General features: G+C 64.8%; 11 protein-coding genes. 3 read left to right on the forward strand and 8 right to left on the reverse strand.

Going from position 1 to position 14,495, the window contains the following annotated elements; genetic code table 11:
• Window positions 1-9 precede the first annotated feature (9 nt).
• On the reverse strand, window positions 10-567 hold the full coding sequence (gene hslV, locus FOY53_RS15105; protein ID WP_146590303.1) for an ATP-dependent protease subunit HslV: 558 nt from the start codon (window positions 565-567) through the stop codon (window positions 10-12).
• A 116-nt stretch (window positions 568-683) separates the two neighbouring features.
• Here hslV and FOY53_RS15110 point away from each other — a divergent pair, with 116 nt between their 5' ends.
• The gene (locus tag FOY53_RS15110) at window positions 684-1,670 is read left to right on the forward strand and encodes a phosphotransferase (RefSeq protein WP_146590306.1); all 987 of its coding nucleotides are present in this window, start codon (window positions 684-686) and stop codon (window positions 1,668-1,670) included.
• Window positions 1,671-1,791: 121 nt separating this feature from the next.
• The gene (locus tag FOY53_RS15115; protein WP_146590308.1) at window positions 1,792-2,085 is read left to right on the forward strand and encodes a hypothetical protein; all 294 of its coding nucleotides are present in this window, start codon (window positions 1,792-1,794) and stop codon (window positions 2,083-2,085) included.
• Between the two features lie 195 nt (window positions 2,086-2,280).
• On the opposite strand, the gene trxA is transcribed toward FOY53_RS15115, so the two are convergent.
• From trxA to regB, 7 genes are all read right to left on the reverse strand, one after another.
• A complete protein-coding gene (gene trxA, locus FOY53_RS15120) occupies window positions 2,281-2,601 on the reverse strand; it encodes a thioredoxin (protein WP_146590310.1) in 321 nt (106 codons plus the stop codon).
• A gap of 75 nt (window positions 2,602-2,676) precedes the next feature.
• On the reverse strand, window positions 2,677-6,057 hold the full coding sequence (addA, locus tag FOY53_RS15125; protein WP_146590312.1) for a double-strand break repair helicase AddA: 3,381 nt from the start codon (window positions 6,055-6,057) through the stop codon (window positions 2,677-2,679).
• Window positions 6,054-8,981 carry a PD-(D/E)XK nuclease family protein gene (locus tag FOY53_RS15130; protein ID WP_146590314.1) on the reverse strand — a complete coding sequence of 976 codons (2,928 nt, stop codon included), beginning with the start codon at window positions 8,979-8,981 and terminating at the stop codon, window positions 6,054-6,056. The genes addA and FOY53_RS15130 overlap by 4 nt, the downstream gene beginning before the upstream one ends.
• Window positions 8,974-9,648 (reverse strand): nucleotidyltransferase family protein, encoded by a 675-nt coding sequence (locus FOY53_RS15135; RefSeq protein WP_146590316.1) that lies wholly within the window; start codon window positions 9,646-9,648, stop codon window positions 8,974-8,976. Before FOY53_RS15135 ends, FOY53_RS15130 begins: the two co-directional genes overlap by 8 nt.
• Window positions 9,633-10,613 carry an aminoglycoside phosphotransferase family protein gene (locus FOY53_RS15140; RefSeq protein WP_146590318.1) on the reverse strand — a complete coding sequence of 327 codons (981 nt, stop codon included), beginning with the start codon at window positions 10,611-10,613 and terminating at the stop codon, window positions 9,633-9,635. Before FOY53_RS15140 ends, FOY53_RS15135 begins: the two co-directional genes overlap by 16 nt.
• A gap of 143 nt (window positions 10,614-10,756) precedes the next feature.
• Window positions 10,757-12,289 carry a PAS-domain containing protein gene (locus FOY53_RS15145; protein ID WP_246107424.1) on the reverse strand — a complete coding sequence of 511 codons (1,533 nt, stop codon included), beginning with the start codon at window positions 12,287-12,289 and terminating at the stop codon, window positions 10,757-10,759.
• Window positions 12,290-12,367: 78 nt separating this feature from the next.
• Window positions 12,368-13,765 carry a sensor histidine kinase RegB gene (regB, locus tag FOY53_RS15150; protein WP_146590322.1) on the reverse strand — a complete coding sequence of 466 codons (1,398 nt, stop codon included), beginning with the start codon at window positions 13,763-13,765 and terminating at the stop codon, window positions 12,368-12,370.
• A 104-nt stretch (window positions 13,766-13,869) separates the two neighbouring features.
• On the opposite strand from regB, the gene FOY53_RS15155 reads away from it, so the two are divergent.
• Window positions 13,870-14,490 (forward strand): SCO family protein, encoded by a 621-nt coding sequence (locus FOY53_RS15155; protein WP_146590324.1) that lies wholly within the window; start codon window positions 13,870-13,872, stop codon window positions 14,488-14,490.
• Window positions 14,491-14,495 lie beyond the last annotated feature (5 nt).

Raw genomic sequence — 14,495 nt, forward strand, 5'->3', positions numbered from 1 at the left:
GGAAACTTTTTACGCGCTGATGCTTTCCACGGTCAGGTTGCCGTTGGTGTAGACGCAGATGTCGGAAGCGATGGCCATGGCCCGGCGCGCGATCTGTTCGGCGTCCCTGTCGCTGTCCATCAGGGCGCGGGCGGCGGCCAGGGCAAAGTTGCCGCCCGAACCGATGGCGGTCACGTCATGTTCCGGTTCCAGAACGTCACCCGCTCCGGTGATCACCAGCAGATCGCTGCCGTCCGTCACGATCAGCATGGCCTCGAGTTTCTGCAGGTACTTGTCCGTCCGCCAGTCCTTGGCCAGTTCAACGCTGGCGCGCTGCAGCTGACCCGGGGTGGCCTCGAGCTTGGCTTCGAGCCGTTCGAGAAGTGTGAAGGCATCGGCGGTCGAGCCGGCAAACCCGCAAACCACGTCGTAGCCCCCCGGCGACAGGCGCCGGACCTTGCGGGCGGTGCCTTTGATCACTGTCTGACCCAGGCTCACCTGTCCATCGCCAGCAATCACCACGCGCCCGCCTTTGCGCACGCCGATGATGGTGGTGCCATGCCACCCGGGGAAGTCGTTTTCTGCCATGATCCGTCCTTTCGCCTCGGGGCGCACATGGGGGCTGGACAAGCGGCCTGCAAGGCGGTCGCATGGGTCCGAAGTATTGCGTCGGCTCTTCTTAGCCCAGGAGTCAGGGGAACAACATGGCCGAGAATGACCTTCTGCGGGCTGCGCTGGACTGTTGGCCGCCGCTGGCGGCGCAGGCGGGAATCGCGCCTGAGGGATGGACCGTCGACGTCTTGGCGCGGCGACAGGACAGTCGCGTTCAGCGCCTGCTTCTGCGCCTGTCCCGGGATGGAAAAACCCTGGTGCTCAAACACGAAGCCGCGCCGTTGCGCCCGGAGGACTTCGGTCGGGCCATGCAGGAGCACATGCTGGCAATGCAATCCGTCTCCGGATCGGCCGGGCAGGGAGTGCCCGAGTTGCTGGCGTTCGATAGTGCGCTTCAGAGCTGCCTGATGACTCATGTTGCCGGCAGGACACTTCGACAGTGTCTTGAGGACACATCCGCACCACAGACCGTCGCCGCCCTTCTGACCCGGGCAGGGGCCTGGGTTGCGGCTTTTCACCGGGGCCAGATCGGTGCGCCGCGTACATTCCAGCCGCGCTTTACCGAGCAATATTTGCGGCAGGTGATGTCCGAAGTGCGGGACCAGAGCCGTCGGGTGGCGGAACCGGAGTTCTTTCTGAGTTGCGCAGAGCGGCTCTGTGCGCTGGCCCATCGCTACGAAGGGCAGCAAACCGTGACTGCAAAGACCCACGGCGATCTGCACCTCTCCAACCTGCTGATCGGCACACGGAACGTCTGGGGAATCGATTTTGCCGGCGGCCGGACCGTGCCGGTTGGGCATGATCTGGCACGGTTGCTGGTCGATTATGCCACCGGGTTCGCGCTGCGCGACGACATCGCCCCCGGAGAGGTCCTGCCCGAGGCTGCGGAGCAGGCGTTCTTTCGCGGCTACGATCTAGTGGGCCCGGGGGATCCGTCGGTGCAGATGCTGCTGCGCAACCGGGTCTTGGCCGATTGGTGGGGAATTCCGGATCGGGAAGAGCACAGGACCGTGGCGCAGGCGCGCCGTCTGCACGGGCTGCTGTCGCTGGCACGACGGACGTTTGCCGAAACCACGTGACGCCCGCCGAACCGGAAGCTGACTTTGTCCGGACGTTGTGTTAGCCTGTGCAAGCGAGGGACACCGTTCCCGGAGGCAGACATGCACGTGAGAGCCGCACCCAGAAACCGGGAGGCCGCGCATGATCATGCGCATTTTTCAAGTCCGCACCAGACCGGGAAAAGAGGCGGAATTCGCGACGTTCTTCCGGGACACCGCCATTCCATTGATGAAATCCACGCGCGGTATCGTGACCGTCCTGCCCGGGGCGCCCCGGGCCGAGAGTTCACGCGACTTCAGTTTCGTGATGGTCTGGAAGGACCTGGCCTCGCTGAAGGCGTTTGTCGGCGAGGACTATGAGACCCCGCATATCGACCCGGCAGAGGCCGAGCTGGTCGAGGCCCGAACCATCAAACATTACGATCTGGTCGAATAGCGCGGCCTGTAACCGGAAACAGGACCGGTTTCCATCTCTGGCGCAACATCTGATGCGGCGGCGAGCGGCGCCAGACCGAGTGGCGGCTGCGCACGTCTGAAGGCACGATCTGGACAGCGGCTGGTCCGGACACAGCCAAAAGAAAACGGCCCCGCACAGGCGGAGCCGTTTCGAGGTAAGCCGGGCGTCAGAGGCTCAGATGGCGCCTTCGATCCAGCTTTTCAGCGCTGCCTTGGGAGCGGCGCCGGCACGGTTCGAAACCACCTGTCCGTCCTTGAAGATGAACAGCGCGGGAATTCCGCGCACGCCCATCGCGGCGGCGGTGTTCGGGTTCGAATCGACATCCACCTTGGCGATCTTGATCCTGTCGCCATATTCGGCGGCGAGATCTTCGAGTGCCGGGCCGATCTGTTTGCACGGTCCGCACCATTCCGCCCAAAAGTCGACTACAACCGGAACATCAGAGCCTTTTACCACGTCGTCAAAGGTGGCGTCGGTTACGGCAACTGTGGCCATGTGAGATTCTCCTAACCAATTCGGGGTGTGACATGTGTCCTTGGCTGCAGAAGGTATGGACCCGCCCCACGCACGTCAAGGTGTGCCCGCGCGTTCGAGAGCTTGTGTCACAAGCGCGTGTGGCAGCGGCATGTAGTGGGCGGTGCGGGTCCAGAGCAGTCCAACTTCAATTTCCCGGTCCGGGTAGACGGTTTGCAGCATGGCGGCATAGGCGCCCATCTGCCGCAGCAACCCGTCGGGGCAGGCCTCGGGACTGTGCGGCACGGTCCGGTTGGTCTTGAAGTCGACAGCGGTGATCCTGTCCGGCGCGATGATCAGCCGGTCGATAACACCATGCAGCCGGCCCAACGGCGCGACATCGGCCGTCAGCGACACCTCGATCAGCGCGTCGGTGGCAAACAAAGGCGCGAGCACGGGATTTTCCAACACCGCCGCGGCTTCCGCGATCAGCGCCGCCGCTTCCGGTGTCTCGGACTCGCTGGTCAGTCGGGTGGCCAGAGCGCGACGCGTGTCCCTGTCCAGGGGCGCGAGACGCTCGAGGAGTTTGTGCACCCGGTCCCCGCGGTCAAGCGCGACCTCGACGGCGTCTCCGTCGGCCCCGGGCAATGCCTTGGCACCGCCAAGATCCGAGGGGCTGCGCACCGCGGGCAAGGAGACCGGGGCGGGTGCCTCGCCGAGAAAGTGACCCGGCAATTCCGGTGTCTGCTCTGTCTGCTGGTCGGGTTCGGTCAGCGTCAGCGTCGAAAGATCAGTGTGTCCCAACTGCAGTCCGTCCCCCGCGCCGAGATCCCGGAAGGCATAATTCTGCGGTACCGCACCGGAACGGTCGAGCCCCTGCCGGACGCGGTCGTACCAGGACTCTCCATTTTTGCCGAGCTCCCCCGCAGCGGCGACGATCAGCCATTTTTCCGCACGGGTCAGGGCAACGTAGAGCAGCCTGTCACGTTCGCGCGCCTGGGCGTCCTTTGCGATGTCCTGGGCATGGGACTGCGCCGGGGGCATCTGGTCAGCGGGTTGCTTCCACACCACCGTGTCGCCCTGAACAAGCAGCGCGTCACGCAGCGCGGTCTGCGGCTGTGCACAATCCGGCAGGATCACGATCGGCGCCTCGAGCCCCTTGGCGCCATGAACGGTCATCACCCGCACCCGCCCACCGGCGCTGTCGGCGGCCCGCTTGATGGTCAACTCGTCGGTCTGCATCCAGGTCAGAAACCCGGTGAGCGAGGGAATGGCATTCTGCTCGTAGGCCAGCGCCTGTTGCAGCAGGGCGTTGATGCCATCCTCGGCTTCGTCACCCAACCGGCCAAGCAGCAGCTTGCGGCCGCTGTGTCGGGTCAGGATCCGTTCAACGAGATCGAAGGGCCGCAGGAAGTCGGTCTGCGCCATCAGGTCGGACAGGACTTCCATGATCTGCGGAAAGTCCTCTGCACGCTCGCGCAGCGCGGTCCAGAGATATCCCTTTCGGCCCTGTGCCAGCCCGAACAGCTGTTGTTCAGTCAGCCCGAACAACGGCGAACGCAGAGCGATTGCCAGTGACAGGTCGTCCTCGGGGGTCGACAGGAAGGACAGCAGCGCCCCCAGATCGCGCACCGCCAGTTCCGCCATGACCTTGAGCCGGTCCGCGCCTGCGATGGGCAGGCCCTCCTGCTTGCAGGCGCGGATGATCTCGGTGAACAGGCGTGACCGTCCGCGCACGAGGATCAGGAAATCGCCCGCCTGCACCGGGCGCGCCTGATAGGTGCCGCTGTTGCCGATCTCGATCGGCAGCGGCGTTGCGGCGTCAATGGTGTCGCGCATGAACCGGGCGATGCGCTGGGCCAGGATCACCGTGTGGTGACGCTGGCCCACCTGATCGACCGGGTTGAACCAATCGCCGTCCTTGTCCTCTTCGGTCTTGGGGACATGGGGCCAGAGATCGACGCGCCCCGGCATCTGCTCCTTGAATGCAATATGGTGCTGTGCGGCGGAAAATCCGGCTGCTTCGGCACCGACAAAGGTGTTGTCGACCAGCCTCAGGATGGGTTCGGCTGAACGGAAACTGTAGTCCAGCGTGAGGTCGTTCAGCGGGTCACCGGTGGTTTCCAGCCGGGCGGCAAAATCGTCGCGCATGCGATCGAATTCGCGTGGATCGGCCCCCTGGAAAGAATAGATCGACTGTTTCTTGTCCCCGACGACAAAGATCGTGCGCCGGACATCGGCCCGCGCACCGTCACCGGACGTGAATTCCTGCGCCAGCCGTTCGATCACCTGCCATTGCGCCGGAGAGGTGTCCTGCGCCTCGTCGACCAGAATATGGTCGATGCCGCCATCCAGCCGGTAGAGCACCCATTGCGCGACGCGAGGATCCGAGAGCAGGGCGCGGGCCTTGTCGATGAGGTCGTCAAAATCAAGCCAGCCTCGGCGCTGTTTCTCAGCCGCATAGGCGGGCAGAAAGGCTTGCGCGAACCGGTGCAAGGCGATGTCGCGGCTGGCCGCGCGCAGGCCCAGGCGGGTGGCGCGGGCGGCTTCCGTGCGCAGCATCAGATCTTCCAGCCGGGGCAGCAGATGGTCGATGGCACCGCTGTTTGCGAGCTTTTTGGTGGGCACGCTGCCTACTTTGGCAGTGAACGGCTCCTTGGCGCTGGATCCGGTAAGCAGGGTGGACTCGAGGATCTCGAGCGCGGCCAGGTCAGGCGCGGTGATGGTGGCCAGTCTGGCGGCGGTCTTCTGGTCATTTGCACTGCTGGACTGCAAGTGCGGGATCAATGCGGCAATCAGTTCCAGTTCGCCGCCGAGAAAAACCTGGTTCAGCAGCGTGTCGGCATCGGCATCCGGAGCCAGACCGTAGAGTGCGCGGATGGTGGCATCGTCGCGCGGCGGCAGAAACGCCTGCGGCTGGCGCACGATGTCGCGCAGCAACGCCTCTGGTGCGTCACCGGTGAGATGGTCGGCAAGTTGCGCCACCAGGGGCGCTTCGGGACCGTCCGAGAAGCGATCAAGGATGTCAGAGCGCAACAGGTCGGCGGCGCGGTCCTCCATTTCCTGAAACTGCGGCGACACCTGTGCTTCGAGCGGGAACCGGCGCAGCAGGGCCGCACAGAACGAGTGGATCGTCTGAATCCGCAGACCACCCGGCGTTTCGATGGCGCGGGCAAACAAGGTACGGGCCTTTTGCAGAAAGGGGCCCGAAGCGCCTGAATCGACCCCAAGCTGGCGCAATTCGTGGCGCAGTTCCGCGTCAGGCAGCATTGCCCAGGCGCCAAGACGCCGGAACAGCCGGTTCTGCATCTCGGTTGCCGCCGCCTTGGTGTAGGTGAGACAGAGGATATGTTCCGGCAGAACATCGCCGAGCAACAGCCGTGCCACGCGGTCGGTCAGCACCCGGGTCTTGCCCGACCCGGCATTGGCCGACAGCCAGGTGGACAGGTCCGGGCTCGCTGCCAGTACCTGGCGTTCGCTGGCTGCGTCGCGGGTCATTCCAGCACCTCCGATTCTGCGGGCGCGGATGTGTCCCATTCGCCAAATCTGGACAGCTGGTCATAGTCCGAAACATCGCCTTCCTTGAGCATGGCGCGACGTGCGGTATACCCTTTGTCAGGCTCGAAATAGGCGGCGATCAGAGCCTGAAATTCGGCCCAGACCTGCGTCGCCGGGGTTTCGTCGAGGGGGGCGTCGACCTCGCCGGGAGCGGTGCCGAGCGCGATGTAACTGGCCCGGATGGCGTGGCGGGCGCCGAGCGCGTCAAAGGCCATGTTTTCCACCATCGCCGCCTCGAGCAGGAGTTGCTTGTCAAAAAACCTCTGCTCGGATTTTCCAGGCGCATTGCCGGTCTTGTAATCATAAATGTGGGCGTTTCCCTGCGCATCCAGGTCGATGCGGTCCGCCTTGCCCACCAGCGCAAAGTTGAGGCCGGGCAGCGGCGCGCGTCCCCGCATCTCGATTCTGGCCGGATGCGGCACGGCACGGGACTGGCGCTCGATCTCGGATGCGACAAACCAATCGGCGACGCGTGCGACCCGCGACAGCCAGAGGTGACGCATGGTCGGAAACGGAATGTCGCGGGCGATGATCCGCTGACTGAGGTCCAGCAGATGCGCCGGGGTCAGCAGCACGGGGTCGGCGATCACATCGCGCAGGAACTGCTCCATCACCTCGTGCACCACGATGCCGCGCATCAGCGCGTCGGGCGCGCGTTGCAGCGGGTTCAGCGGCGACAACTTCAGCACATGCCGGGCATAGATCGCATAGGGATCACGGATCAGGCGCTTGATTTCGGTGACCGAAAGCTGGGACGGACGTGCGGTGACGGGCGGCACTGGCGAAGGGCGCTTGGCCGGTTGCGCCGCAACCGGGGCTTCGACCGCGCGGGCGAGGGCCAGCCAGTGCTGGCCACGCGCCTGCATTGCCTTGAGGGCAACCGGGCCATTCTGATCCGGCAATCCGCGCATCAGGTTCATCAACCGGTTGATCCAGCGGCTTGGCACCGTTTCCGCATCATCCGATTTCACCGAGCGTGTCAGCCAGACCTCGGGCGCGGCGACCGCCTGCTGAAAATCATGTGCCGACAACCCGATGCGGCGCTCGGGCAACAGAAGCCCGGCATCGTTGCGCATCTTGCGGTTCAGCCAGGGGTCCGCTCCGGGCATCTCGGGCCAGCTGCCTTCGTTCAGCCCGCCGAGGATCAGCAGGTCGGCGCCCATTACCCGGGCCTCGATGGTGCCCCAGATGCGGATCAGGGGATGCGGCGCGTCGGGGTTTCGCACTTCGCCGCGCGACAGGATGGCCCCGAACAGGTCGGCGTAGTCGCGGGCATCCAGCGTACCGCCATAGGCGGCCTCTGCGCGCAGATCCTCGACGATCGCCGCAACCGCGCGCCCGGCGCTTTCGGCCCAGAGCTCTGACGAGTCGTCGCTGGCCGATCCGGCGGCAATCGCTTCGGCCCGGGTGATGTGGCGGCTCAGCCACGCGCTCAGCGGCAGGTCCGCGGGCTCTGCCGGTTGTACGAAGCATCCAAGGATCCAGCCGATCCAGTCGGAGTTTTCGGTCTTTTCCCCCCAGGGGACCAAAGCATCCGCTGTCGGGTAGGGCATGCCTTCGCGGCGGATGTAAAGTTCGAGATCCCGGGTCCGGCGCAGGTGGTCATTGCGCGCGGCGCCCCTGTGGGTCAGCGGGTGTTTCAGCAGGGTCAGAAGCGCTTCGGCGGTGAGATCCTGCTGAAACAGTACCGCAACATGGCGCAGGAACCGGCCCGGCGGTGTCAGTTGCGGCGGCGTGCCGGCGCTGTCATCCGGCAGGATGTTCCAGCGGTCGAGCGCGGCCGTGACCTGCCGCGACAACATCCGGTCCGGCGTGATCAGGGCGGCGGTCTGCCCGTCTTCGGCGGCCTGCCGCAGGCGCAGGGCAATGGTCAGCGCCTCGTCACGGGTCGAGGCTGCCTCGACCAGGGTCAGAGCGCGGGTGGCTGTGTCGAGCGGCGGCAGGTTCGGCCCTTCGGTCAACCATTGGCTTGTGACCGGGGCCGGGCGCAGCGCAAGCGAGATCAACCTGTTGCGATCCGCGCCGGGCGGCGGCGTATCGCTCCAGCGGCGCACATCGGTGGGCGCCAGGTCCAGCGCCGCCATCATCGCGGCAAATCGGAACTGCGGGTGATCCTCGCCGGTCAGGCTGTCGCTCAGCTGATCCCAGACCGGTGCAGGCATGTCGAAATCGAACCCGGGCAGCACCACGGCGCCCTGCGGCAGGCAGGCCACGGCGCGGATCAGCCGGGCCGTTGTCCCCCGCGACCCGGTCGAGCCTGCGATGATCACCGGATGGGTCGGCGGCGCCAGTTCCCAGAGTTTCAGGCGTTGCTCGACCGCCATGCGCTGCAAGGCGCCGACGTCCGGGGAGGTGTCTGACGTGTCAAAAAAGCCCTGGACGATCCGCAGGAATGTCAGCGCGCGTTCCCAATGACCGGATTGATCCGACACATCCAGAGCGGCGAGCTTGTCCGGAGGTACGCCTTCGATCTGCATTTCATCCATCAGCGCGGCAAGGCTGTCGGCCAGATCGTACAGCGCTGCACGCGGGGCAAGGTCGGGTTGTCGGTCCAGCAGGGTCGAAACCAGCTGTACCAGTTCCAGACGCCGCCGCAGCGGCGGCACCGGTTCGGGCAGGATCAGATCGGGCGCGGACAGGTCGGTGAGCAGGCGAATGCGCGGCAAGAACCCCGGCGGGCCCGCGTCAAACAGATCACGCAGGCGCCGGGCCATCCGGTGCGTGTTCACGATCAGCTCGACACCGGCCATGGCTTCGGGAGGCTGTCCGTTCAGCCGGGCGCGCAGTCCGGCAATCAGGGCCTTCGGAAAGTCGATGCCCGGGGCGAGACCGAACAGTCGCGGAGCGTGGTCCGGTTCAAACATGCGGCAACAGCGATTCGGCCAGCGCGATGCCTTCGGGGTGCCCGACGTCACACCACTGGCCCGGGTAGGTGATGCCAAAAAGTGTCCCGCGTGCCTGCATCCGGTTCCACAGGAGATTCAGCGAAAAGACGGTTTCCGGGATCTCTGCCAGACCGTCGGTGCGGAGAATCTGCGCTCCGGTGTAGACCAGGTCGCCGCCCCGGTGCAGGCGCCCGTGCTCCAGGCGGAAATCTCCGGCGCCCTTGCGGCCAAGCGCTTGGTGCAGGGGAACGCAGAGCAGCAACCCCTCCATCCCGGACGGATCCCAACCGGCCGCCAGCAGATCCAGGGGGTTGGGGCCCGACCAGACCGCATCGGTGTTCAGCGTGAACACCGGGTCCGGTCCCAGCAAAGGCAGCGCGGCGCGCAGCCCGCCGCCGGTGTCGAGGATCTCCGGAAGCTCTGTCGACACCGAGACGTTCCTGTCCGCCAGATGCCGGGCCATCTGGTCGGATTTATAGTGGGTGTTCACCACGCGGCGCAAAGGTCCGTGGCTGTCGGCGATGTCCAGCGCATGGTCGATCAAGGGGCGACCACCAACCGGAATCAGAGGTTTGGGACGGTCCCGGGTGAGCGCGCCCATGCGTGTGCCAAAGCCGGCCGCAAACAACATTATTGCATCGGGCATGTCTGTCTCAATCTGGCGATGATTTCTGGATCTGGCGGCGGCATCACGGGATGCAGGGTGGCGGCGATTCGGCCAAGGGCCGGGTGTGCCAGGTCGCGCTGAAGGTGAGACCACACCCGCGGCATCAGTTCCAGATAGCGCGGCTTGCCGTTGGCGGCGAGCCGGGCAAAGACGCCCAGGATCCGCAGGTTGCGCTGGGCGCCAAGCACCGCAAGAGCCGCACGGAACGGCGTATCGGGCAGGCCGCTCTGGTCCACATAGTGACGGATCACGGCCTGGCACGTCGTCGGCGTCACGTCGCGGCGCACATCGGTCAGAAGCGAGGCGAGATCATAGGCCCGATGTCCCTGCAAGGCATCCTGAAAGTCGAGCAGCCCGGTGCGCGCGGCGCCGACCCGATCGGGCAGCCAGAGCAGGTTTTCGGCGTGAAAATCCCGCAGGATCATGACGTCGGTGTCCGGTGCATAGGCGTTCAGGGCGTCCGCCATGGCATCGCGGCAGTCTGCCTTGGCCTGCGGTGCAGCGGCCCCGGCAGCAGCGGCAAGGTAACAGTCAAATGCAAGATCGGTCATCTGCGCCAGATGGTCTGGTGTGGCCTTGTCCAGCGGAGGCGGCGCGTGGCGGTGCAGGGACAGCAGCGTGTCGGCGGCGGCCAGGTACAGCGGCGTTTCCCGAGCTGGATCAACCGCGGTGAGACGGGCAAACAGGCCGTCGCCAAGATCCTCGATAAGCAGCAGGCCCGCTGCGAAATCCTCGGCCAGGATCTGCGGCGCGCTCAGGCCCAGGTCGGTGAGGTGCCGTGAAAGCCATGCGAAACGGCCGACATCGCCGGTGGGGTCCTGCATCAGGATCGCGGAGGTTCCGCCACGCTGCAACCGACTGTAGGCCCGCGCAGAAGCGTCCCCGGCAAGCGGTGAAATCAGGGCATCGGCCCAGCCGACAGAGGCGAGAAAGGCATCGATCACAGAGATGCCCTTGTGTCCGGGCCTGCCTGCGGCAGGGCGCAGGGTGCTGCATTGCACGGATCGTACGGCGCGCGACGGAGGGCGGGAAATTCTGGCTTCATGGCTGCAGCTTTACCCGCTCTGTCGGGGCCTGCAACCCGGGATCAGCCCTCGGTGCTCAGGTGCAGGTTCTGGACTTTGGGTATGGTCCGGGGTGCAGCCCCCGAAAAGCAGACCACAGTTGCGCCGCCCACCAGCGGTTCGACACGGCATTCCATGCTCTGGCCGGTTTTCAGCATCAGTTCCGCACCCCATGCGGCCCGGTCCTGACTCTCCAGCGCAAATTCCCGCAGGTCCGCCCAGATCGGGTTGGGCTCACATGCCATTTGCCAGTGGCGGGTCGCATCGAGCACGGTCATTTCCGCAAAGGCACTGTCGGGGTCGGTTTTCCAGAGTTCGCGATAGGCGGCGTTGCAGTAGGTCAGCACTCCCAGGTGCGAAAAGACCGCCACGGCGTCCTCGATGGCATCCAGAACCGACTGGCTCAACTCCATTTCTGCGCGGAACCGCCGGGTGAGCGAAATCTCGGCGCTGATATCCTCGATCAGAAAGGCGATGGCGCCGTCGGGATGTGGTCTGCCGGTGATCTTGTACGTCAGACCCGAGGGCAGGGACCACGTCTCGGAATAGCGGTCGTCCGAGGCAGCGGCGACAAGTTCGGCCATCTGTTCCCGCCAGCCGGTGTAGTTCTTGGGCTCTGGCATCATGCGGTTTTCGCGCATGTGGTCGAAAAACGACAGCAGGTTCGGCCGTCCGCTCAGGAAGTTCGCCGGCAGCGAGGTCAGGTCTATCAGAGCCGGGTTGAACAGGGCGAGCTGTCGGTCGCGGTCAAAGATGGCAAGACCGATGGGCAGGTGCGCAAAGGTCTTCGTCAGGGTCTGGACAAAATTGCGCTGCGCCGTCTCTGCCCTGACCACGGCGTCGATATCGACGGCGTGATGCAGCCAGGTCGCGTTCGTGTTGCGTGTCGTGACTTCGTACCAGGCAGGCGCGTCGGGCTGGTTGCTTCGGACACTGACGCGAACCCGCGATGTTTCGCTTGCCTCCGGCAGGACGAGGTCGAACAGTGGCGTCTCAAGCGCCTCGGATCCGGCACGCTCGCTCAGATCCTGATAAGCGGCGTTCGCCCAGATCACCCAGCCGGTTGCATCGCTTTCCCAGAAAGGGCTGGGGATTGAGGCCATGGCCACCCGCAACATATCCAGTTCGGCGCTTTGCAGCAGGAACAGCACCATTTCGGCGGCGGTTGGTGGGCGTCCGGTCAGTTCGATCCTCAGGAAATCGGCTTCCGGCTGAATCGTCAGCCGTGTTTCGGGCAGATCCACCGCATGGAGATGAAGGGTCCGGTCCGGTGCCTGCGCAGGCAGGTCGGGAAAGGCCGGCGCCAGACGGGCGCGGACCTGGTCCCACCCGGCATCCTCGAACCGCAGCCCGGCCAGGATTTTTTGTGCGGCACGACTGGCATTGTAGATCCGCCCGTCCCGCAACAGAAAGGCGATGTGGCCCTCTGTGATGCCTGCCCCCGGTGTTTCCCCGGGCCTCAGGCCGGGTCGGTTCAGGACCCAGCAACCAAGCACCGCCGCCAGACCGGCGCCGCAGCCGATAGAGAGTGCAAGAATAAGGGTCAAACGTTTCACCAACCGGGTTGTCAAGAGCAGCACCCAGATTGCGAATGCCTGGTTAAGAAGATGTTAACCGCTGCAAGTGACGCGGGGTCAGATTTCCAGCGGCCGGTTTTTCCCCATGGCGACGCCGCGTTGTCCGGCTTCCGAGACGATCCTGGCGCGTGGCCAGACGACCTCGACAATGGCCCCCCGGCGTTCGCCCTGCTCGGTGGACGGCAGAAACGGGTCCGATCCGTTGGCAAAGTTCAACTCGGCGCCGGTGCGTTCCAGCAGGGTCTTGGCGATGAACAGGCCCAGTCCCATCCCCTCGTATTCCGGGCGCGAGCGGCGGTCGGCGGCGCTGCGGCGCTGGCGCACGAACGGGTCCCCGATCCGCCCGATCAGCTGCGGTGGAAACCCCTGACCGTCGTCGACGATGCGCACGGACACGTGGGTGTCGGTCCACACCGCTTCTATCCAGATGTGGGCCCGGGCAAAATCCACGGCGTTCTGTACAAGATTGCGCAGACCGTGGATGACTTCGGGACGGCGAAGGATCTGCGGTTGCGCCTCGGTCGCGCCAGGTCCCGGGCGTTCCTCGATGTGGATTTCCTTGCCACGGCCCTGATGCGGTTCTGCCGCTTCGCGGATGACCTCGGACAGCGGCGCCTGGCGCATGTGCAGATCGTCCTTTCCGACCTGGCCCATGGACCGCAGGATGTCGCGGCACCGATCCGCCTGATCCCGTATCAGCTGTGCATCTTCCTGCAGATCCGGGCGGTCTTCCAGCTCTTCGATAAGTTCGGACGAGGCCAGTTTGATCGTTGCCAGCGGGGTGCCGAGCTCGTGCGCCGTCGCCGCCACCACACCCCCCAGATCGTTCAGCTTTTGCGCCCGCGCCAGCGCCATCTGGGTGGCGGCGAGGGCGTCGGACATGGCGTGCATTTCATGGGTGATGCGCCGAGCGTAGATGGAAATGAAGATCAGGGCGATGCTGATCGCCGCCCATTGGCCAAAGACGAAGATATCCGGCAGGCGCAGGATCTGGCCCGAAGCAGTGTGCAGCGGCACGTGCCAAACGACCAGGGCGGTGATCAGGGCAAAGGCGGTGCCGCCCAGCAGCACGGTCGACCGCAGGGTCAGCACCGTCGCCGACACCGTGACCGGGCCCAGCACCAGCAGCGCAAACGGGTTGTGCAACCCGCCGGTCAGATAAAGCAGGAAACACAATTGCAGCAGGTCGAACATCAGCATCAGCAGGTTTTCGGATTCCGAAAGCCGCTTGTTTTCCGGAAAAACGAAGATTGCGACCATATTGCCCATGACGGACACGCCGACGGCGAGGTAACACAACCCCAGTTCTAGCTGGAGGTCGAACAGCCACTGCGCAACCGTCAGCGCACCCAACTGGCCGACGATGGCGAACCAGCGCAGCAGGATGATGGTACGCAGCCGGATCCAGTTGCTGCGGTTGTGCTCTCCCATCAGTCCGAATTCGGTCAAAGACATTGCTGCTCCCTTGCGCGGCTGCGGGCAATTGTTAGGTGTCGCAGGCGGGATAGGCAACGATTGCCGCAAGGAATACGACCGCCGCAAGCATGAGGAAACAGGACATGAGCCGCATCGCCGCCTTCTTCGCAGGAACCTCTTTGGTCGCCCTGATCTTTGGCGTCTGGTATGCCACCACGCCGCGCGGGGGCACAGACATCTTTGCCGACTGCCGGTCGTCACAGATTGCGGGGGGATCCGACACCATCGGTGGCGCCTTTACCCTGATCAACAGCAAAGGCGAAACGGTGACGGACGCGGATGTCATCACCAAACCGTCGCTGGTCTATTTCGGCTACACGTTCTGCCCGGACGTGTGCCCGCTGGACAATATCCGAAATGCCGAAGTGGTTGATATCCTTGAGGAGCGCGGCGAAGATGCGACGCCGGTCTTCATCACCGTCGACCCGAAGCGCGACACCCCCGAGGTGATGGGCGCCTATGCCGCGTCCCTGCATGAACGGATGATCGGCCTGACCGGCAGCGCCGAGCAGATCAAGGCGGCAAGCGCTGCGTACCGCACCTACTACAAGGCGCAGGACACCGGCGACGACTTTTATCTCGTGGACCATTCGACCTTCACTTACCTGGTTCTGCCCGAACAGGGATTCGTGGAGTACTTCCGCCGGGACCTGAGTGCGGATCAGGTCGCCGACCGGGTCAGCTGTTTTGTCGCCAAGCTGTGAACGGC

The sequence above is a fragment of the Puniceibacterium confluentis genome, assembly GCF_007923445.1.
GTDB lineage: Bacteria > Pseudomonadota > Alphaproteobacteria > Rhodobacterales > Rhodobacteraceae > Puniceibacterium > Puniceibacterium confluentis.